The sequence below is a fragment of the Flavobacterium sp. MMLR14_040 genome (genome assembly GCF_033657265.1).
Lineage (GTDB): Bacteria > Bacteroidota > Bacteroidia > Flavobacteriales > Flavobacteriaceae > Flavobacterium.
Genome location: NZ_JAWVWO010000013.1, coordinates 110,239 through 130,835 on the forward strand (window position 1 = coordinate 110,239; position 20,597 = coordinate 130,835).

At 30.8% G+C, this 20,597-nt stretch carries 18 protein-coding genes; 4 read left to right on the forward strand and 14 right to left on the reverse strand.

Translation table 11 applies throughout. The features are described 5' to 3' along the window. Positions 1–188 precede the first annotated feature (188 nt). The 6 genes from SD960_RS16930 to SD960_RS16955 all read right to left on the reverse strand — a co-directional run bounded on the left by SD960_RS16930 (position 189) and on the right by SD960_RS16955 (position 8,709). Positions 189–908 (reverse strand): RloB family protein, encoded by a 720-nt coding sequence (locus tag SD960_RS16930; RefSeq protein WP_318804941.1) that lies wholly within the window; start codon positions 906–908, stop codon positions 189–191. A gap of 3 nt (positions 909–911) precedes the next feature. Continuing rightward, on the reverse strand, positions 912–2,123 hold the full coding sequence (locus tag SD960_RS16935; protein ID WP_318804942.1) for an ATP-binding protein: 1,212 nt from the start codon (positions 2,121–2,123) through the stop codon (positions 912–914). Between the two features lie 101 nt (positions 2,124–2,224). Beyond that, a complete protein-coding gene (locus SD960_RS16940; RefSeq protein WP_318804943.1) occupies positions 2,225–2,674 on the reverse strand; it encodes a hypothetical protein in 450 nt (149 codons plus the stop codon). Positions 2,675–2,816: 142 nt separating this feature from the next. Beyond that, a complete protein-coding gene (locus SD960_RS16945; protein WP_318804944.1) occupies positions 2,817–4,571 on the reverse strand; it encodes a TonB-dependent receptor in 1,755 nt (584 codons plus the stop codon). A 147-nt stretch (positions 4,572–4,718) separates the two neighbouring features. Beyond that, on the reverse strand, positions 4,719–5,582 hold the full coding sequence (locus tag SD960_RS16950) for a PhzF family phenazine biosynthesis protein (protein ID WP_318804945.1): 864 nt from the start codon (positions 5,580–5,582) through the stop codon (positions 4,719–4,721). Positions 5,583–5,694: 112 nt separating this feature from the next. Further along, positions 5,695–8,709 (reverse strand): tetratricopeptide repeat protein, encoded by a 3,015-nt coding sequence (locus SD960_RS16955; protein WP_318804946.1) that lies wholly within the window; start codon positions 8,707–8,709, stop codon positions 5,695–5,697. 367 nt (positions 8,710–9,076) lie between these two features. Here SD960_RS16955 and SD960_RS16960 point away from each other — a divergent pair, with 367 nt between their 5' ends. The 3 genes from SD960_RS16960 to SD960_RS16970 are packed head-to-tail and all read left to right on the forward strand — an operon-like array spanning position 9,077 to position 11,553. Next, entirely contained in the window at positions 9,077–9,760 is a 684-nt protein-coding gene (locus SD960_RS16960; RefSeq protein ID WP_318804947.1) for a cell division ATP-binding protein FtsE, read from the forward strand. After that, positions 9,760–10,617: a glycosyltransferase family 2 protein gene (locus tag SD960_RS16965; protein WP_318804948.1), complete on the forward strand. Its 858-nt coding sequence runs from the start codon at positions 9,760–9,762 to the stop codon at positions 10,615–10,617. The genes SD960_RS16960 and SD960_RS16965 overlap by 1 nt, the downstream gene beginning before the upstream one ends. A 3-nt stretch (positions 10,618–10,620) precedes the next feature. Further along, complete coding sequence (locus SD960_RS16970) at positions 10,621–11,553, forward strand: glycosyltransferase family 2 protein (RefSeq protein WP_318804949.1); 933 nt, start codon at positions 10,621–10,623, stop codon at positions 11,551–11,553. Here the strand turns inward: SD960_RS16970 and SD960_RS16975 are convergent. Both SD960_RS16975 and SD960_RS16980 read right to left on the reverse strand, forming a co-directional pair. Further along, positions 11,540–11,953 carry an FdtA/QdtA family cupin domain-containing protein gene (locus SD960_RS16975; RefSeq protein ID WP_318804950.1) on the reverse strand — a complete coding sequence of 138 codons (414 nt, stop codon included), beginning with the start codon at positions 11,951–11,953 and terminating at the stop codon, positions 11,540–11,542. The two genes, SD960_RS16970 and SD960_RS16975, sit on opposite strands and share 14 nt — an antisense overlap. After that, a complete protein-coding gene (locus SD960_RS16980; RefSeq protein ID WP_318804951.1) occupies positions 11,940–12,785 on the reverse strand; it encodes a glycosyltransferase family 2 protein in 846 nt (281 codons plus the stop codon). The genes SD960_RS16975 and SD960_RS16980 overlap by 14 nt, the downstream gene beginning before the upstream one ends. Before the next feature lie 173 nt (positions 12,786–12,958). Between SD960_RS16980 and SD960_RS16985 the strand changes: the two genes are divergently transcribed. Next, entirely contained in the window at positions 12,959–13,846 is an 888-nt protein-coding gene (locus tag SD960_RS16985) for a glycosyltransferase family 2 protein (RefSeq protein ID WP_318804952.1), read from the forward strand. 93 nt (positions 13,847–13,939) lie between these two features. Here the strand turns inward: SD960_RS16985 and SD960_RS16990 are convergent, their stop codons facing one another. The 6 genes from SD960_RS16990 to SD960_RS17015 all read right to left on the reverse strand — a co-directional run bounded on the left by SD960_RS16990 (position 13,940) and on the right by SD960_RS17015 (position 20,539). Beyond that, positions 13,940–15,385, reverse strand: coding sequence for a lipopolysaccharide biosynthesis protein (locus tag SD960_RS16990; protein WP_318804953.1), 1,446 nt, complete (start codon positions 15,383–15,385; stop codon positions 13,940–13,942). A gap of 56 nt (positions 15,386–15,441) precedes the next feature. Continuing rightward, positions 15,442–16,761 (reverse strand): CDP-glycerol glycerophosphotransferase family protein, encoded by a 1,320-nt coding sequence (locus SD960_RS16995; RefSeq protein ID WP_318804954.1) that lies wholly within the window; start codon positions 16,759–16,761, stop codon positions 15,442–15,444. Positions 16,762–16,778: 17 nt separating this feature from the next. Further along, positions 16,779–17,876: a DegT/DnrJ/EryC1/StrS family aminotransferase gene (locus SD960_RS17000; RefSeq protein WP_318804955.1), complete on the reverse strand. Its 1,098-nt coding sequence runs from the start codon at positions 17,874–17,876 to the stop codon at positions 16,779–16,781. 15 nt (positions 17,877–17,891) lie between these two features. Continuing rightward, positions 17,892–18,869 carry a GNAT family N-acetyltransferase gene (locus SD960_RS17005; RefSeq protein ID WP_318804956.1) on the reverse strand — a complete coding sequence of 326 codons (978 nt, stop codon included), beginning with the start codon at positions 18,867–18,869 and terminating at the stop codon, positions 17,892–17,894. An 85-nt stretch (positions 18,870–18,954) separates the two neighbouring features. Next, positions 18,955–19,557, reverse strand: a complete 603-nt coding sequence (locus SD960_RS17010; RefSeq protein ID WP_042566387.1) for a trimeric intracellular cation channel family protein — start codon at positions 19,555–19,557, stop codon at positions 18,955–18,957. Positions 19,558–19,690: 133 nt separating this feature from the next. Continuing rightward, positions 19,691–20,539: a hypothetical protein gene (locus tag SD960_RS17015; protein ID WP_318804957.1), complete on the reverse strand. Its 849-nt coding sequence runs from the start codon at positions 20,537–20,539 to the stop codon at positions 19,691–19,693. Positions 20,540–20,597 lie beyond the last annotated feature (58 nt).

A 20,597-nucleotide genomic window follows, 5' to 3' on the forward strand; every position in this document is an offset into this window, starting at 1 on the left:
GTAAAATGTAAAATTTTAGCATGAAAAAACGCCCCGAACTTGAAAATTTTAATTAAGTTAAATAAAAGCTCTAAATTACAATGCTTATAAGAAAACATTTAAAAATGTTTTCTTATAAGCATTGTAAATGGCAAGCCAGAAAATAGTCATTAACAGAAATAGCAAATGCGAGTTCCGTAAGAGTATTACTAACTTCTTTCCTTTATCTGATTATTCAACTCTTCTGAATTACCATTTAACTCTTTAACTAGTAAATGTATTTTAGTACAAGGGTTATGAATTGAATAATTAGTACAATTGTGAGTTGAAAGCAATCGCTCCGCATTTTTTATTGCTAAATCCTGACTACCATATGTTTCTAAAACAGCATACATATCTTTACTGTTTTTTTCATAAACAAACTTTTTAGACTTTTTACTTTTGGATTGAATAGCAATTTTAGAATTCACTTCTTTTTCTAAAGCCGATTTATATTCCTCTCTGGACATAGCGGTATTCCTATATTGAAAATGCAATAAATACCACAACTCAAAAGCCTCATTTGTCCAGCCCACTTTTATAGCATTATTTTCCGCTAAAATAACAGCACTATTGAAATTATTAGGGCTAAAACTATCTTTATCAAAAACCGCCCAAACACTATCGTATTTCTGACTAGATTTATCTCTTGCTGCAATTGTTCTCTTTACTAAATCTTTAGTATTTGTACCTTCACCTAAAGTATCAATTGTATAAACAAAAGATTTTACATTCGTTTTGAAAGACTTAAAATAATTAGGCTCTGTTTTTTCACCTTCACAAACTATCAAAAAATAAACTCGAATTTCTTTAGTTTTTTCTTTACGCTTCTTTTCTACTCTTGCAGTACGTTTTAAAATAGAATTATCAATTTTAATAATATTTGCCATAATTTATATTTCTTGCAAATTAGAAATATATGGAATTGCACCGTAACGACCTCTTATATAATCTGCTTCGAAACTTCTGTCTTTACGAATAGTTTTTCCATCTTCATCTTTAAATTCTAATAATGAATACATATCAGTAGCTTCAAAATTATCTTTCTCAGTAAACCAAATTTGATCCCTTCTAAATAAATTTGCTCCCAATAAATTAGTATCATGGGTAGTGAAAATTAACTGAGCATTTTTAGGATTTGTAATAGGATTATTAAAGAAGTTAATAATTTCTTGTGTTAAAACTGGATGTAATTTTGCATCTAATTCATCAACAATCAAAACACAACCCAGCTTTATTGCAAAAACAATATGTCCTGATAAATCAAAAATCTTATTAGTCCCCGAAGATTCATTTTCTATCATTCTAAATTGCATATTAGATATCAAATTACCTTTGTTATCATATTTATTATGAAGAGTCTTAAGTCTATGTTTAAAGTTCACTTTATCATCAGACTCAATTATAAAACTCTCAAACCCTAAATCTAATTTTTTAATAAAATTATTTACTAATGTTTTGTTGCTCTCATTTTCACACATAAAATCAGTTGCATATATACTGCCCTCATGTTCTAAGCCTGAGAGAATAAAAAAGCCGATAGTAGAATCCATAATATCTTTTGCAATTTTACTATTAAATTGATCGGCAACGGATATAAAAAGACCATTATTCCTTGTCTTTTCTTCAAGTCCTTTTGCCTCAACAAAAATATCTCCTACACCAATTCCATCTATATTTCTAACGAAATATACATCCTCCTTTTTAGAATTTTCTTTAGAAATATAAAGCCATTCAGAATAAATTTTATCATTATCTAATTCGAAACCATATCGATATCGCGCTTTATTTTTCAAAAAAAGAATTTCAAAAAAAGAAGGTTTATTTTCAGTTTCTGTGTTCAACAAAAATGGTTTAGCTTTTAACTTATCAGTAGAATTTAATCTTGACGAATTCTTAATTGTCTCAATCATAAAATCCAAAGCCTTTATAAAATTACTTTTACCGCTTGAATTCGCTCCGTAAATAACTGCAGACCGAAGCACTTTATACTTCCCATCTTTGACAACATTATCTTTATGTTCAGTAATACTTCCTGCTTCTAAACTAAATGTTTTTTTTTCTTTGAAGGATAAAAAATTTCCTACTGTAAATTCTAACAACATAGTTATATTTTTTAATTGAGAAAATTTCTCAAATTTTAAACAAATATAAACATAAAACACTTCCGCGCATTTTAAATTGAGAAAAAATCACAAACTTAAAACTAAAAAACCCCTTCAATCGTATAATGCGTTTTATTAATTTCAAAAGTAAACCCAACCTTATTCCCCATTAAATGTGCCCCCAAAGGAGATTGCGGAGAAAGTGCAATTACATTTATTCCGTCGATTGTAATTTTAGGAAGCGCCACACTCAAATACAAATGAATTCCGTTTGCTTTTACCAAACTACCTGAAATAATATTCTCAGTTGTTTTTGAAGCGTCAATTTTATCTAAAATCGCTTTTTGTGTTATTGCTTCTTTTAGTTTATTAGTGAGTTTTTCCTGTTCGATATGCATCATCGACAAAGCCGTTTCGTGTTTATCGCCGGCAGAACCTTTGGCATCGTTTTTAGAATCTTCGGTCAAAGCCGAAATCATGTCCCTAAAAACATCTATTCGGTCCTGAACCATTTGTAAATAATAAGAATGTATTTTTTGTTTGAAATCCATAAGTTGTATGCCACAAAGGCGCTAAGTCGCAAAGATCGTAAAAAAAAGTAAGCCACGAATTCACAAATAATATTAAATTAATTCGTGAATTCGTGGCAAAAAACTTAAAATAAACTTCGTGCCTTAGCGCCTTCGTAGCAAACTAAAAATCGAATTTATAATTTGCTCCGCCTAAAACCTGGAATCCCTGAACAGGATAATTCAGCCATTTTTCGTAAGCCTGATTTCCGATATTATTTAATTTTAAGAAGAAAGTCAAACGGTCGCTGAATTTGTAGCCCAAATGTGCATTGGCATCAAAATAACTTTTTAACGAAATCACGGTTGGTTCTGTCACTAAATCTAAGTTTGATTGCATGTCTTTACGTTCGCCCACATAAAAAACATTTAAACCAGCGTACCATTGTTTTGTAATATTTACATCCAGACTTGAACTTAATTTCATAGTTGGTAAATTCCATGCTTCTAACTGGCCATCTGTTTTGTAACTATTAAAAGTTCCGTTGATTCCAAAAGTCACGTTTTCAGAGAAATCAGCTTTTAATTCTCCGTAAAAACGAAACGTTCTGATGTCTTCGTAAACAACTCCAAAAGAGTTTCCGTATTCATAATTTTGGTTGGTAATATCTTCTGTATAATCATTGCTTTTAAACAACGCTTTGTCTTTTTCGTTTAAATAAGAACCTGTCAGATTATAGCTTACATTGTTTGCCAGTTTCCCTTTTAAACCTGCAAAAACATTATATTGAGTACTTGAAGGTCTCATGTTTAAAGTTGGTGACAAAAATGGATTTTCGGTAACAAAATCTGCATATGAATTCTGATTTAAACTTCCATTTACTCCAGTATAGAAAATCATTAAATCCCCAACCAATTTATAAGAAGCATTTACTTTCGGATAAATATAAAACTTGTTTCCGCTGTTTTCAGAATCTAAAGCATAAAACAATCCAGCTCCTAATTCCAGAGTCCAATCGTTTTCATTCACCACAAAACTTGGCTCAATTCCAAAGTTTGTCAGACTATATTTTACAGGTTCCGTATTCGTCTGAAAATAATTATTTTCAAAACTTCCGCTTACATGATCAATAATAACATTTGTATTAATTGACTGATCCATAACATCAACTTTAAAAGTCGGTTTCAAATAAAAACGATTTTCTGAAGAAGAAAAACTATCTGAAAAATGTGTAAATCTTGTTGCCACTTTACTAAAAATTCCGTCTGTAAAATCGATGTTTCCACCCAAAGAAATCGTATTATAAGAATGATTTGGATTGATTTTGTCTACTAGAATAAAATGATCTTGTGGAAGCAAAGTCGAACCAAAATCAACCGGCAAACCGTACCAATTGTAAATTTGATTTTGATATCCTAAATCTATATTCCACGACATATCGCGATTGTTCTGACCGTAACCCACATTTAACGCTGTATCATAAAATTCATCATTCAAATCAATATCTTTAATTCCGCCTTGCGATGAATGGTGGCGAAACATTCCCGCAACGTAATCATTGTTTCCTAAATCCTGCGTAACAAACAATTCAGCATTTAGCGTACCATAATTTCCAACGCCCAAAGTAGCGTAATTATTAAACAAACGTTCTTGTTTTGATTTATCTACACTTGCTGCTTTTCCTTTTGATGGTGTAAAAGTCGAAGCCACAGGAACAGATAAAATGCTGTATTTTATAGTTTCTTTTGCCTGATTTCCCGAATCGTCAAGCGAAGGAGTTTCTTTTACTTTAAAAGCATCCGATATAGTTGGCGAATAAGGCTTTACAACATTTACAGTTTCGGTACCAATTGTTTCTTCTTTCTTCTGCGAAAACGAAAGCTGAAAAACAAACAGTAAAATCAAAATGATAGTTTTATTCTGGAAATTAATTTTCATATTTTATTTTTTTGAGAACAAAGAGAAAAGAATATAGAAAATAGACTTTATACTAAATCTATATTTCTTGTTCAATAATCTTTTTTCTTTATTCTATTCTCTTTATTCTAAAATCTATATTCTATTCTCTTTATTCTATATTCTTAATTAAACTTCCCATTCGCCTTTTGCAACAAACTGGGCATTTCCTCCTATTTGAATATTAAAATTATTCTCGGTTAATTTTCCTTTAAAATGAATTTGCGACGGACGGTTGATATAATCTCCCTGATAATTGATTAATTCGAATTCAGGTTTATGATATTTTAACAGAAAAGCTTGCAAACAAGTACTCGCGCTTCCTGTCGCTGCATCTTCAACCAGTTGATTGTGTTCGATACACAACATTCTGCTAAACAGTTTTGAGCCTTCTAAATAATAAAAATACAAACCTCTGTGTGTGGTTTTGCAATGCTTTTTCAACCATTCATCGGTTTTATCTTTATCTAAAACCAAATTTTCCAAAGCTCTTTTACTGCTTAATCCAACCATGACAAAAGCGCTCCCGGTTGTAACTTCCTGAATTGGAAATTGATTTTCAAAATCTTCTTTTTTTAGATTGCTAAACGCCGGGAAATCTTCTTTCGAAAAAACATCCCAGAATTTTGGCTGTGCCGCTTTTAACCAAATCAAATCGTTAGATTGATGAATTGAAATGGGTCCAATCGGAACATTTAATTGTATACTTTCTGGTGCATTATCAAATATTTTATTAATCAAAACCCATGAAGTTCCAATTATCGGATGACCCGCAAACTGCATTTCCTGCGATGGCGTAAATATTTTAATTTCTGCCTTATTATTTTCTTTATCCAATTTGGTCACAAAAGTGCTTTCTGCAAAATTAATTTCGCGTGCAATCTTTTGCATTTCTTCTGAACTTAAATTTTCAGCATCCAAAAAAACAGCCAATTGATTTCCGGCATATTTTTTATTTGTAAAAACATCAACTATATAAAAAGGTAAACTCATTTTTTTTTAAGATTTTAAGAGAATAGAATATAGAGAATAGACTTTCAATCTTTGCTCTTATATCTATTTTCTTTATTCTATTTCTATATTCTTTATTCTATACTCTTTATTCTTATTTAGTAATCGACGAATTGGTTTTAGACTCTTCCAATTTAATCGCACTTAATTCCCTTTTTGCTTCTTCAACTACATCTGGATAATCTGTAAAATTGTTTATTACGTTATCCAAAATATAAGTTGCCTGATAGCTGTCTTTTAATCCGTAGAAGTTTTTCGCCATTAAAACCAAACTTTTTGCTCCATAATATTTGTAACCGGAATAGTTTTTTGCCAGTTTTTGAACCGCCACATTCGATGCGTCAAATTTGCCTTCTTTGGTTTTAAAATATGCATCATAATACAATGCTTCTGCCGCTAATTCTCCTTTTGATGTTGCTGATAATTTTGCGTAAGCTGCTTTTGCTTTGTCTTCATCACCGGTTTGCATTGCGGCACGAGCCACGATAATCTGAGCATCCGATTTCACATTGGCATCTGCTTTTGCATTTTGTAAAACTTTGTCAGCATAAATAACAGAATTGTCGTAATCTTTTTTCTCGTAGTAACATTTCATCAAATTAGCCTGCGCAAAACTTTTATTTTGTGGATAATCTGCTTCGTTTTCTAAACGTATTAAAACCGGAATCGATTTATCGCAGTCTTTCGCTTTTAAGAAAATTTGCGATAATCTCGTTAAAGCCTGTTCTGTAAATTCGTTTCTTGGCTGACCAATTACGTATTGATAATTAGGTATTGATTTCGTTTCTGAACCTTCTGCATAAAGCAATTGCGCCAAATAAAAATTAGCTTCAAGCGCATGCATTCCTGATGGAAATTTAGTAACATAACCTGTAAAACCAGTAATTGCCAGTTTGCTGTTATTTTGACTGTATTGTTTAAAAGCACCTTCGTAAGTATCGTTATCCAAATCAACATCGGTTACAGCAACAAAATCTAAAGTACGAACCCAGGTTGCGTATTCATCCACTTTTCCTGAATCAACATAAATCAATCTGGCTGTTGAAACGGCTTCTAAAGCTTCGGGAGTTTTTGGAAATTCAGCCGCTACTTTTTTGAATTTTATCAAAGCCTGCTCATCACGATCTGAATTGTAATAAATCAAACCTTGTCTTAAAATTGATTTTGAAGTAAATGAACCGTTTTTATATTCTGAAATCAACTGATCATAAGTTTTAATCGCCTGATCGTTCTTTTTATCTGCAACATAAGTATTTGCCAATTCGAACAAAACATCATCGCGATATTCCGATTTTTTATACATCTGAAGGAAATTATTCAGCTCCTCTATTTTCTTGTCATTTCTGGACATAAATCCATAAGAAATGGCTTTTTGAAACTGCGCATAATCTGCATCAACACCTTTGGCATCAATTGCTTTGGCGTAAGCCTCCATCGCCTGACTGTATTTTGAACTCACAAAACGTGAATCTCCCAAACGCAAATACGAATCATTCAAACGCACTTTATCTGCCTTAGAATTATCGATTTGTGCCTGAAATGAATTCGCAGCCTGATCGTATTCTTTCAGTTTAAAATAGGTATATCCAATATTATAATTGATGTTTTTATATTCGTCTGTCTGTTTTGCTGCTGCCAAACCAGCAAATTGTTTGTAGCTTATTAAAGCCGACTGAAAATCATCTGCAAGATATTCACATTCTGCTTTCCAAAAAGTGGCGCGAGCTGTAACTTCAGGATTTTTTTGTTCCTTGACAGCGCCATTAAACATTTTTAAAGCTTCGGCATAATTAGATTCGTTGTATAATTCTAATCCTCTGTAAAAAAGGACTTTTTGATACGCTAACTTGTTTTCTGGAGTTTTATTTTTTTCTAATAAAATTAAAGCTTCTTTGTAGTTTTTAGAAGAAATATAAGAATCTACCAATAGTTTTTCAACTTCGGCTTTACTGGAATTGTTTGGATATTTTTTTAAGAAATCAAGTAAAATTCCCGGAACAGTTTGATAAGCGTTTCCGATTTCATAACTTAATTTAGCATAATTTAAAGCAGCATCTTCCTGAATTTGTGCGTTAAAATCCATTTCAGAAGCATTTTTAAAAGCATTTAAAGCTTCTTGTTTTTTGCCTGTATTTAAATACGCCAAACCTAAATGATAATAGGCATTTTGTGCCACGAAATCTTTTCCTTCAATAATTTTATTGAATTGAGAAATGGCTTTTTCGTACTCTTTTTGTTCGTAATACGCGTAACCTAATTGGTAGAAATCCGTATTATTCCATTTTCCTTTTTTTCCTGCATATTGCTCTAAATACGGAATTGCTTTACCATATTGTTTTAGGTTGAAATAACTTTCACCAATAATTTTATTTAATTCTGATTTTTCAAGTTCATTTGATTTGCTCATGGCAGCCTGTCCCAAATCGATTGCTTTTTGAAAATTCCCTAATTTAAAATTCATATCAGCCTGAAAATACGAAAGCTTTTCTTTGTATTTTTCTTCGCCAGAAACTTCATCAAAATATTTGGTCGCTTCTTTGTAATCGTCCCCTTCATAAGCCATAAAACCTAAATAGTATTTGGCTTGAGAACCAAATTCCGGCGAATTCACGACTTTGTTAAAATACGTTGTGGCTTCTTTTTTATTTTTTGCGTTAAAATAACTGTATCCTTTCTGGAAATTAAATTTATCCTGATCAGATTTGCTCATATAGCTTTCATCCACTCTGTCAAACCATTGCAGGGCTTTTGGGTAATTTCCCTGTTCGAAGAAAAAATGAGCAACCTCAATATAAGCCTGATTTTGTTTGGTACTTGTTGGATAATCTTCTACGAATTTTTCCATTAGTTCATCGGCATTTGCCTGATTGGTTCTAATGGCGCAATTGGCGATATAATAAGCACAATCTGATTTAACTTCTTCTGTAGTCGCCTGATTTTTTACATATTCAAATATATGTTGTGCCGAAGCGTATTGTTTGTCATTATATAAAGCCAGTGCTTTGTCAAAATCCTTTAAATCGTAGGTATATATAGCTGATTTTTGTGCCGAAACTATGGTCGAAAAAAAGACAAATTGGAGTAAAAAGAACCAGGAAAGTTTACGCATTTTAATTATATTTAGTATTCAAATGTATCATTTTATACCGTTTATAACGAAACGTTTCAGGCTTTTATTATGAACAAAAATTTTAATAGTTGTTATTTTAAAGCTTGTGACGTCTCAAAATATTGGTTTTCAAACTTTTTAAAATAAACATTTACAAGGAATAAAAAAGAGCCTATTCGTAACTTCTTAAAAAACTGCACCTTATTCTGTATTTTTTTTGGAGAGCTTAGGATCAACTGTACTTTTCTGCCCCAGGTTAGATTCTATTTCGTATCTTTATTTTATTAGGCGTTCATCACAAATGATTAAAATTTATTTTGAATCCAACCGTTATCTTCTTACTTTTACCATTAAAATTGAATTTATTATGTCACAAACCGTACTATCTCTTAAAGAAGTCACTATATATCAGGAAGGAAGAAAAATTTTATCTCATATTAATTTAGATGTTCAGCATGGCGAATTCATCTATATAATAGGAAAAACAGGTTCAGGAAAAAGTAGTTTCATGAAAACTTTGTACGGAGATTTGCCTTTAACGGAAGGTGAAGGTCATATTGTTGAATTTGACTTAGCCGATTTAAAGGAAAAAGATATTCCATATTTAAGACGTAAAATCGGAATTGTATTTCAGGATTTCAAATTGCTGCCGGACCGTTCTGTAAAAGATAATATGCTTTTTGTTTTGAAAGCTACAGGTTGGGTTGACAAAGAAGGAATGGAACGTAAAATCGATGAAGTTCTGGATAAAGTGGGTATGAAAGATTATATTAACAAAATGCCACACCAACTTTCCGGAGGTGAACAACAGCGTGTTGCGATTGCAAGAGCTTTACTTAACGATCCTGAATTTATTCTTGCCGATGAACCAACCGGAAACCTTGATCCTCAAACAAGTTCTGAAGTTCTTGAAGTATTGAAAAAAATCAACGCAAACGGCAAAACAGTTATTATGGCCACACACGATTATGCCTTATTGATGAAGTTTCCATCTAAAACATTAAAATGTGAAGATGAGAGAATATTTGAAGTGGTGCAACGTAGCGTATAATGCTTTCTATTTTAATTCCGGTTTATAATTACAACATTTTACCTCTTGTAAATGAGTTAGTAAAACAATGTAATTTTAGGGGAATTGACTTTGAAATTTTATGTCAGGACGACGCATCAAATTCTTCCGAAAATATTTTAAACCAGGAAATCAATCTTCTTCCAAATTGTTCATTTTTTGTAAATGAAACTAATTTGGGACGAGGAAAAAACATTAATTCTCTTTCTTTAAAAGCAATTTACGATTGGTTGCTTATTTTGGATTGCGATACTTTTCCGGCTCAAAATGATTTTGTAAAAAAATATATTGATGCCATTTCAAATTTGAAAAATAATATCCTTTTTGGAGGAATTATTTATGAAGATAAAAAACCGGAAAGTGACCAGCTTTTGCGCTGGGTTTATGGTAATAAAAGAGAAACTGTCACAATTTTGACTTCTAATTTAATAATTAAAAAAGAAGTTTTTCTTCAATATCCTTTTGATGAATCCCTCACAAAATATGGTTATGAAGATTTGCTTTTTTTCTCGGTTCTAAAAGCCAATCATTTTGAGATTTTAAGAATTGAAAATCCAACTTTTCATCTCAATTTAGAAACTTCAAAAGCATTTCTGGATAAAACAAAAATTGCTTTAGAAAACCTTATGTTTCTTTATGATTCAAAAAAAATAAAGAAAGAAGAAAACAAAATTACAACTTCATTTGAATTTCTGAAAAAACTAAAATTAATATACTTTTCAGCTTTTCTTTTCAGGAAAAACCAAACCAGAATTGAACGGAATTTATTTTCAAAAAAACCTTCTTTGTTTTTGTTCGACCTTTATAAATTAGGTTATTATTGTACTTTAAAAAAATAATCCATGGCCTTTTCGATTGTTATTCCGTTGTACAACAAAGCCGATTATATTGAAAACACCTTAAAAAGTGTTCTCAATCAAACTTTTACTGATTACGAAATTATTGTAATAAATGATGGTTCAACAGATGATAGTTTCACAAAAGTAAAAGAGTTTAACGACAGCCGCATACAGTTTTTTAATCAAAAAAATCAAGGTGCATCTGTAGCACGAAATCTCGGAATTGAAAAAGCGAAATATGAATATATTGCTTTTTTGGATGCAGATGATTTGTGGATGACCAATCATTTAGAAATATTAAATGCCTTAATACAAAATTTCCCTAACGCTGGTATTTTTGCCTCACGTTATGAATTGATATTTAATAATGGAAAAAATGATATTCCAAATTTTAAAGGAATTTCTGCAGATTATGAAGGTATAATTTCTGATTATTTTAAAACCAGTCTGCCTTATCCTGTTGTTACATCATCTTCAATTGTAATTCCTAAAAGTGTATTTGAAAAAACTGGTTACTTTAAACCCGCTATATCAAGCGGACAAGATGTTGATATGTGGATTCGAATTGCATCAAAATATCCTGTGGCGATAAGCAATAAGGTTACAGCATCTTACTTACATTATATTGAAGACAGTCTTTCAAAAACTCCAATATTAGACAAAAAATTGAACGATTTTAAGGATTATAAACAAGAAGAAGAAAATAATCCAAGCCTGAAAAAATATCTTGATACTTACAGATTAGAATATGCTTTGCAATATAAAATTGCCGGGAATCACAAAAAATCGAAGGAATTATTTAAAAATATTTTAAAAAAAAATATTCCTTTTAAAACCAGATTAATATACTTTTTACCGAGGTTTGTTTTAATCTTTTTATTAAAAATAAAAAAGTTTTTAAGAAAGAATGGTTTTAATTTTTCTATTTATAATTAGAGTACTTAATAAACTCATCAAAGTCTCTAATATAATCTTCTTCAATATAAACTTCTGAAGCTACAACTAAACAAATCGAACCTGAAGAAAAATTTCGAAGTTCTCTCCAAATCCCCGAGTTAATCAATAAGCCTTCAAATGGTTTGTTTAAGGTAACAATTTGCTCTTCTTTGCCATCATTTAAAACTACATCAAAACTACCGCTCAAAGCCACTAAAAACTGTTGAAGATTCTTATGAGCATGTCCGCCTCGCTCTGATCCCGTAGGCACATCATATAAATAATAAACCCTTTTTATATCAAAAGGAACCGTATCATTTTCTATCACAGAAAGATTTCCTCTTCGTTCTTCTATTTTTGGAATTGATATAATTTGAACTCCTTTATTATTTGTTTTCATATTGTATTCTTTCAAATTTTTGATGACCCTTTTTGGCGCTTTTTAGGGCATTCTTGATATTTCTAAATTCTATTTTACGCTGTTTTAAGTCAAAAAATAATTTAATAAAGATCCAAAAAATATAGTTCCTTTTGAAAATTCTTGTAAATAACGCACCTTGTATATAATATTTTTCATGAATACTTTTTTTATCTGAAGAAGTAAGGTTCTCATGTTTTACAATGATTTGAGGTTCAAATAAAAGCTTCTCATTTTTTTTCTTAAAATCAAACAAAAAAATAGCTTCTTCCCCCATTTCGAAAATAGCACCTAATCCAAAATTTTCATCAAACCGAATCTTTTCCTGCTCAAGAATTGATTTATTCACCGTTATTTCTATGGAGCTGGTATTTAAAATATCAAAAGTATCCAAATCCTTTTTGGGATGAGAAGGATAATTCTTCATCAAATTTCCGTTTGAATTTATAGCACAAAAATTGATTACGGCTGCATGTGGAAATTTATTGTAAGCGGTTATTATTTTGCTGAGAAATTCTTCCTGGTATATTACGTCATCATCTGCTATTACAAGAATTTTTCCGATAGCATTTTCAAAAGCTACGTTTCGGCTTTTAGACAAACCTTTTTCAAAAGAATTTACAACTCTGACCTTTGAATAGTCAGAAGTCAAAACTGTTTCATTCGTGGTTTGATTAATAATTAAGATTGTAAAATTAGAGAAATGCGAAAACGGAAACATCGGCAACAAAAAATCTAATGATTTTCTGTTCATTGTTGAAATTAAAATTTCGATGTCTGTATCCTTAAAAAAACTACCCTCCTTATGTTTCATATTCAAACAAAAGTAAAAATACTAAACGAAAAAGAGTACATTTTAAAAACATCTATTTTAATTTTTACTAAAGCTTAATATTAGAATAAATAAAATAGTATCATAAACCAGTATAATATTTTTATTTTTGATCTTTTCAATCAGAAATTTCATTTCAACTTTTGATGCTTTTTATGCAAAACCTACCTTTAGTCAGTATTATTTGTTTGTGTTACAATCATGAAAATTTTGTAGTTGAATCTTTGAATTCAGTTTTGAGTCAAAGTTATGAAAACATAGAACTTATCATTATCGATGATTTTAGCAATGACTCTTCTAGAAAAACAATTAAAAATTGGCTTGAAAATCATCCAGATATCAAATTTATTGCAAACGAAAGCAATTTAGGAAATACCAAAACTTTTAATAAAGCACTTCAATTTGCCAAAGGTGGTTATATAATTGATTTGGCTGCTGACGATATTTTACTGCCAAATTGCGTGGAGACACAAGTAAATACATTTTTAAATTCTAAACAGAAGAAATTAGCAATTGTTTATGGAAATACCGAAGTAATATCAGAAAACAAAGATCATATTCGTTATTATTATAACGTTAATACAGCAAAAAAAGCATTGATAAAGCCGGCATCAGGAGATATTTATTTATCGATGTTAAATCAAAGCAGTATGATTTGTTCTGTTTCTTCAATGATAAAACGAGATGTTCTGGAAGAATTAAAAGGCTACGACGAAAATTTGGCTTATGAAGATTTAGATCTTTGGATTAGAATCTCCCGAAATTATAATTTTGAATTTATTGATGCCATTTTAGTTCAAAAAAGAGAAGTAGAAAATTCATTAGGAAATCAGTTTTATAAAAAATTTAACCGCAGAACAAGAGAAATAAACCGTTCCAGTTATCTTGTTATTAAAAAAGCAATTGCCTTAAATAAGACTAAAATTGAAAATAAAGCACTCTTAAAAAGGATGCATTATGAAATGACGAAAGCTTATAAAACATTTGACATTTGGTTGTTTATCAAATACATTCCTTTAGAACTAAGATTGAGGTTTTTCTAAATTCATTACATTTTCTGTTTTAGAAAATCATTTACAATTTGCGAAAATTTTGGAAAACGAAATTATTCTCTTAAAATTCAATTTGTTAGATTGTTATTCTTTCTTAAGCTTCAAAAATAATTGACAAACCTCTTTTAGCTCCTCTAACTTTAATAACCAGCAAAGGAATAAATAAGTTATTAATCCAAGAATACTACCAAAAAATAACTGCAACACTAAATTATCTACAAAGCAAGACATAACAAATACCGAGATTGCCATTCCTATTGTAGCTATCAAAAACGGTAACATATCCTTTAATTGACGTATTAGGCCATAACCATAAAGTTTTCCTGGAAAATAGGTATTCATAACAAAAAACAGGGCCGAAGTAATAACATGTCCAATTACTATGGCTTTTATTCCTAAAGGAATTGTAATTATCATTGCTATCACAGTTATAGGCAGTTTAGACAAATCTACTTTCAGATATAAATCAGGTCGTCCAGCAGCATTTAATAAATTCAGATTCATCACACTTATAGGCAGAAAAACACGTGAAAAAACGAGCCATTGTAAAAGTGGAATTAGAGAAATCCATTTATCAGTAAGTAATAGAGTTACAATTGGCTTAGCAAGTAAAGCAATAAGAGTCATAAGGGGAATGATGAAAAAAGCTGACATACGAATCATTCTGCTGCAAATAGAAGCTAATTTCTCTTTATCGTGTTGAACCGATGTTAGAATTGGAAATGTAGCTTGCTGTAATATACTTCCAATTGTACCAGCAGATACATCTGCCATGCTCTTCGCTCTTGTATAATATCCTAATGAAGCGGTAGAATAAAATTTTCCTAAACAAATATTATAAACATTATTTAACAATTGAGCATACAATCCGGCCATTAAAAGCCTTGAACCATAACCAAATAACGATTTAAAAGATTCTTGAGAAAAAGCAATGGAAGGTCTCCAATTACTTAAAAACCATAAACACATTGAGGAGGCCAGAGAACTCATGATCATTTGAATTACTAATGACCAAACTCCAAGTCCATTTACGGCAGCTATTATGCCACATAAACCTCCCGCGACCATTCCAATTACATTGCTTTTTGCTATGGATTTGAAATCAATCAGAATTGTCAGTTTTGTTCGTTGAACTATTGCAAAAGCATTTAAAAACAAACTTGAACTCAGAATTCTTGTTAAGTCTGTTAAACGAGGCTGCTCAAAAAAAGCAGAAATAAAAGGTGCTGAGAAAAACAGAACTAAATAAAAAAAACCGCTTACAAGTAAATTAAACACAAACAACGTAGAAAAGTCAACATCTGATCTGGATTGACGCTGAATCAAACCTGTACCCAGTCCGCTTTCAATAAAAGTTTGTGAGATCGCTATAAAAATGGCCAATATTCCTATTAAACCAAAATCCTCAGGCAGCAAAATTCGGGCAAGCACTATACCTACAACAAACTGCCCTAATTGAACTGCAAATTTGTCAACCGCTGACCAAATAATTCCTTTTGTTGCAGTTGATTTTAAAGAGGTATTTTGCATTTTATGCTAATTTTTTTTCGATCAAATTATAATGGTCATCTTTTCATCACTACACATTAGATAACTTTAAATATCTGATCCTCCAAATATTCCAATATATTTTCTGATGCGGTTAATTTATTTTTTGGAATAAGATTAGTTTGTACAAAATTATTCCTTTCCTCTTTCATCCAGTCATTTTTATTCAATACAACATTCTCTATAAAATCCTGCAATTGTTCCTTATTTCGTGATTGATAATGTACCTCGATTGTTTTTTTACCAAAAGTATTCCAATGTTCCATAACAGATTCATTTCTAACCATAAAAAGGGATGGTTTTCCTGTAATAAGATATTCTGCCATAAACGAGCCGCAATCGTGAATCAATGCATCTGATGTTAAAAAAAGATCAATATAATCTCCATTCTCACATTGCCCATTTGCAAGTTGCGCCCATTTATTATAATAAATATCTGTTTTCTCCTTGCCCCAGTACTCTTGCTCCAGCTTAATTCTTAATAAATGATGTGGCTTAAATGCAATCTGTACTTTATCACTGTACTTATCGGCCAATTCAAAAAAGAAATCATAATATTCTAAAAAATTTGCCACTTTATTCAATTCGTCCATTGAATGGTGCGGCGCCCATATGATTTTTATTAAAGCTGGATTTTTATTTTTCCAAACAGTATCATTAGGTTTTTTATTGATTAATAAGTGATCAAATCCCGGATAACCTGTTAAAACAGTATTTTGTTTTTTTGTTTTTCGTTTTTGTGATGCTATTTCTTGATGCATAGGTGTTTCTGAAAAAATTCTCCAAACAAGATTGTGAAATTTTAAATTATAAATAAACTCAAAATCAACCATCATAATAGCATAAGGAACATAACAGGTTAAAGTATTAGAAAACTGAGTTATATAATATCTAAAATCCTGTAAACCTTCGTAAGGATTAGTAAAAAATACTATATCCGGAGCAAAAGTTTTTTTAATATCTAAATACTCTCCTGTGCTATTATCATAAGTTCTAATAATATTGTAGCCTTTCTTTTTAAACGCTTGAAATGATTTATTCATTTCAAACAACATATTTTCCATACCAAAATTTACAGCAGGACAAACAAAAATTTGGGGTTCAAATCGAGGATGCTTCAACATTAAATCAAAAAGTACATCATATTTCCAAACAGATTCATGAATTAAAAAGAAAGCAACTTTTACTTTTTCTTTTTTCGTAATAATTTGAAGTGCTTTTTGATGTTTTTTTGGTGCGCTTTTTATCAAATATAATTCATATAAAGCTCTGAGCTTTGTAAAATTATAAATCTTAATAAGCGAAAACCATATTTTTTCAGGTACATGTCTTTTAATAATTAATTTTAATTCTCTCATTTTTTATCAAATCAAAACTAATATCTATTTAAAACTTCAATAACAAAACTAACTTCATTTTCGCTCAAAACAGGACTCATAGGCAAACTTAAAACTTCATTATGGATCTTCTCCGTAATTGGAAAAGACAAGTTATTCCATTCCGGAAATGCTTTTTGTTTATGTGGCGGAATTGGATAGTGAATTACAGTCTGAATATCATTTTGAATTAAATATTCCTGCAATTCTTGTCTGTTTTCTGTTCGAATAACAAATAAATGAAATACATGGTTCTCTGAAAAATCCCAAAATGGAAGTGTGATTTTTTCTTTCTTAATTTCAGCTAAATAACGTTTTGCAATCTTTCGGCGTTTATCGTTATCAGCATTTAAATTGGGTAATTTTAAATTTAAAAATGAAGCCTGAATTTCATCTAATCGAGAATTTACGCCAATATATTCGTTGTAATATTTTTTTCCAGAACCATAATTTCGAAGCGAAAAAAGCACTTTTGCCAATTCAGCATCGTTGGATGTAATTGCTCCACCATCCCCTAGACAACCTAAATTTTTTCCGGGATAAAAACTATACGCCTGAGATGATTTTAGATTGTAGATTGTAGATTTTAGATTTTCTGCTCCATGCGATTGGGCAGAATCTTCAACAACAATAAGATTATTTCGATCTGCAATTTCATTTATCCTTTCCATTTCAGCCAATTGTCCATATAAATGAACAACCAGAATTGCTTTTGTTTTTGAAGTTATTTTTTCCTGAATCAAATCAGGGTTGATGTTGTAGGTTTCTAATTTTGGCTCGACCAAAACCGGAACTAAATCTGCCTGCAAAATCGCTAAAATACTGGCAATATAAGTATTCGCAGGAACAATCACTTCGTCGCCTTTTTGCAATTTTCCTAATTGAATATAACCTTTAAAAATTAAAACTAAAGCGTCAAAACCATTCCCTACTCCAATGCAATATTGAGTTTGGCAATATTCGGCGAAGGCTTTCTCAAATGTTTCAACTTCTTTTCCTAAAATATACCAGCCATTACTTAAAACCGATTTCAGTTTTTCCTGAAAAGCAGTTTCGTATGGTGCATTTACTTTTTTAAGATCAAGAAATGATATCATTTTATTTTTAATTGGTTAAACAAAAATACCATTTAACTTATTATAATTTGAAGTTTCAACTTCGTAAAAATCATGAATTATCGTGCTTGCGCCAAAACTTTCTTTCCAGTAAGATAAGCCTTCATTGAGATTTTTCCCTTGGTTTTCATTTGAAATTCCAAAATCAAAAAAACGTTTTTCAGCAAATTTTTCTTTTATCAGATATTGAAATAAAAAATCTAAACTTCCCAAATTTTCCTGTTTTTCATTTTTTGAGATATATTGGCAATGTGCAACGGTTTCAGTTTCAAATACAGTGGTTCCGGCCACGATTTTATCTTCAAAATAAACATTAAACTGATGAATATTTTGAGAAAAAAGAGCTTTTAAGGAATTCATTTCTTCTATTGAATGAACCGGTTTTGCATTATGTTTTGCTTTTAAATTCGGAATCAAAACTTCGTTCCAAAATAATTCAAAATCATTTTCTTCCTTAATAATTAACTGATTTGAAACTGCTTTTTGAATACCTCTTTTACGTATTTTCGAAATTTTATTTTCTTGTAATAAATCAATAACCGAAAGTGAATCGCGTCGTATTAATTTGGCTTCTGCCAAAAACAAACTGTATAAAATTTCATCAGAAGGTTTAAGGTGATAAATAGATGGAAGTGTTTTTAAATGTAATTTTTGAATGTTATTTTCATTTAGAAAAAATAAAATAGCCTGAAAAATTTCGATTACTGAGGCTTGTTTTGTTTCTTCTTTATAAACCAAACCACCATAAGTTAATCCCTGATGTGAGTACACAAAATTTTCTTTTATGTTGGCAGGCAAAACAGCTTTCAGTTTTTCATCTTCAAAAACTAAAAGAGAAAAATCTTCAAAACGATCCTGATGGTATTCCATAAAATTACGATGAAACAAAAACGTAGCATTTTTGGCCTGAGCAATAAACTCATTCCAGGTATTGCAATCGTTTTGTTCGTATTTCTTTATGGTATATGTCGTCAATATTTTTTGTTTTTGCCCACGAATTTCAAAAATTAGCTCGAATTAATTTGTGAAGATTCGTGAAATTCGTGGCATATTTCTTTTCTTATTTATGATCAAATGCCGGTAAATACCACTTGAATTTTACGGCCATTAATCGAACTGTAATAATTACAACCGAAGTTACAAGATATAAAACATCATCTTCTAAATTCAGTTTTCTTAATCCAAAAAATACTATTCCTCCAAAAATACAAATCGTTGCATAAATTTCTCTTCGAAAGATTGTTGGAATTTCTGTACACAAAATATCTCTGATTACGCCGCCAAAACAAGCTGTCATGGTTCCCAAGGCTATACAAATTACAGGATGCAAACCCGTCATAATTCCTCTTTCAAGACCAATTAAAGTAAAAACACCAAGACCAATTGTATCAAATAAAAATAAAGAGGTACGCAGTTTATCAAACTTTTTTCTAAAAAGAATGGCAAGGCCAAAACCTAAAATAATGACATAAACATATTGCAAATTCTGCATCCAGCCCACCGGCGTTCTTCCTATTAAAACATCACGAAGCGTTCCGCCACCAACTGCGGTCACAAATGCAATAATAAAAACACCAAACGGATCCAGTTTTTTATGCATTGCCGTTAAAGCGCCAGACATGGCAAAGGCCATTGTACCAATAATATCTAATAAATGGAACATTTTTTTTTGAGGTTCAAAGGTTCAGAGGCTCAAAGGTACAAAGGTTTTTTTTAGTTTAAGAATATAGGGAAAGAATGGTTAAAATGACATTATCTTGCTTCTTAAATTTTGCTTCTTCTTTTTTAATAAAACACTATTTTTTCACGTAAATCGGACTTCTTTTTAATAAATAAGAAACCGAATCTATCCAGCTGTCTTTCAGCTTTAGGAAAGGCTGACGCGTTTGTGAGTAAATTTTTGTGCCGTTTTTATACATGTCAAAATACACATTGTAATAGTAATACATTTGCGTATTGGCAGTTGTAGTCGAATAATCTGTAGACTTTACTTTTTTATCATTGTTGCTTACGGTTGTGCTTCCGCTTCCGTAAGTCGAAGCTGTTGAACTTGACGACATTGTGTAAGAGATTTTTGCCGCCACAATATTATCTACACCCAGAATTTTTTCAAGATCTTCAATTGGCGTCTCATCAATATTATTGTGGTCAATTCCGGCTTTGTGCAGTAAACTATTTGTGGTTCGTAAATCCTGAACTGTAAGTGGGAAAATATTCGCCGATTTATCCAGTAGTTTATTGTACATATCGTTTTGAGCAAACTTTGCCATATCTTCAGAACTTTCCTGTGTGCCTGAATTCACATACGGAATTGGTAAAACGGCAATTGTATTGGGTTTAATTTCCTGGGCAACAATATTTTGATTTGAAGATGTTTGAGTAGTATTTTCAGGTGTTACATCAAAAGTCTGCGAGCGGCCACTCGCAAATTCAATTCTGGCAATTTGAGAAACATCGAGCGAAATTTGTACTGTCTCTCCCGGAAGGGAATATTCTACGGTTTTATCTGAGATTTTAGTAATCGTTCCTTCAATAATCTGGTAATCTCTTTTTATAATTTTATCCAGTTTTTTCGTTCCCTGCGCAAAAGCAATAACAGTGACAAACAACATAATTATAGCGGCAAAAGCTTTTTTAATTCCCATAGTAGTTTCTAATTAAGTGCAAATAATAAAATATTAATGTTTTACTTACAAACAAAGT

Bases quoted from the DNA above. Each gene is read 5' to 3' on its own strand.
- SD960_RS17015 (WP_318804957.1), bottom strand. From the start codon at position 20,539: ATGGGAATTAAAAAAGCTTTTGCCGCTATAATTATGTTGTTTGTCACT.
- SD960_RS16950 (WP_318804945.1), bottom strand. From the start codon at position 5,582: ATGAGTTTACCTTTTTATATAGTTGATGTTTTTACAAATAAAAAATAT.
- SD960_RS16930 (WP_318804941.1), bottom strand. From the start codon at position 908: ATGGCAAATATTATTAAAATTGATAATTCTATTTTAAAACGTACTGCA.
- SD960_RS16985 (WP_318804952.1), top strand. From the start codon at position 12,959: ATGCAAAACCTACCTTTAGTCAGTATTATTTGTTTGTGTTACAATCAT.
- SD960_RS16995 (WP_318804954.1), bottom strand. From the start codon at position 16,761: ATGAGAGAATTAAAATTAATTATTAAAAGACATGTACCTGAAAAAATA.
- SD960_RS16955 (WP_318804946.1), bottom strand. From the start codon at position 8,709: ATGCGTAAACTTTCCTGGTTCTTTTTACTCCAATTTGTCTTTTTTTCG.
- SD960_RS16965 (WP_318804948.1), top strand. From the start codon at position 9,760: ATGCTTTCTATTTTAATTCCGGTTTATAATTACAACATTTTACCTCTT.
- SD960_RS16945 (WP_318804944.1), bottom strand. From the start codon at position 4,571: ATGAAAATTAATTTCCAGAATAAAACTATCATTTTGATTTTACTGTTT.
- SD960_RS17000 (WP_318804955.1), bottom strand. From the start codon at position 17,876: ATGATATCATTTCTTGATCTTAAAAAAGTAAATGCACCATACGAAACT.
- SD960_RS16980 (WP_318804951.1), bottom strand. From the start codon at position 12,785: ATGAAACATAAGGAGGGTAGTTTTTTTAAGGATACAGACATCGAAATT.
- SD960_RS16960 (WP_318804947.1), top strand. From the start codon at position 9,077: ATGTCACAAACCGTACTATCTCTTAAAGAAGTCACTATATATCAGGAA.
- SD960_RS17010 (WP_042566387.1), bottom strand. From the start codon at position 19,557: ATGTTCCATTTATTAGATATTATTGGTACAATGGCCTTTGCCATGTCT.
- SD960_RS16970 (WP_318804949.1), top strand. From the start codon at position 10,621: ATGGCCTTTTCGATTGTTATTCCGTTGTACAACAAAGCCGATTATATT.
- SD960_RS16990 (WP_318804953.1), bottom strand. From the start codon at position 15,385: ATGCAAAATACCTCTTTAAAATCAACTGCAACAAAAGGAATTATTTGG.
- SD960_RS16975 (WP_318804950.1), bottom strand. From the start codon at position 11,953: ATGAAAACAAATAATAAAGGAGTTCAAATTATATCAATTCCAAAAATA.
- SD960_RS16940 (WP_318804943.1), bottom strand. From the start codon at position 2,674: ATGGATTTCAAACAAAAAATACATTCTTATTATTTACAAATGGTTCAG.
- SD960_RS16935 (WP_318804942.1), bottom strand. From the start codon at position 2,123: ATGTTGTTAGAATTTACAGTAGGAAATTTTTTATCCTTCAAAGAAAAA.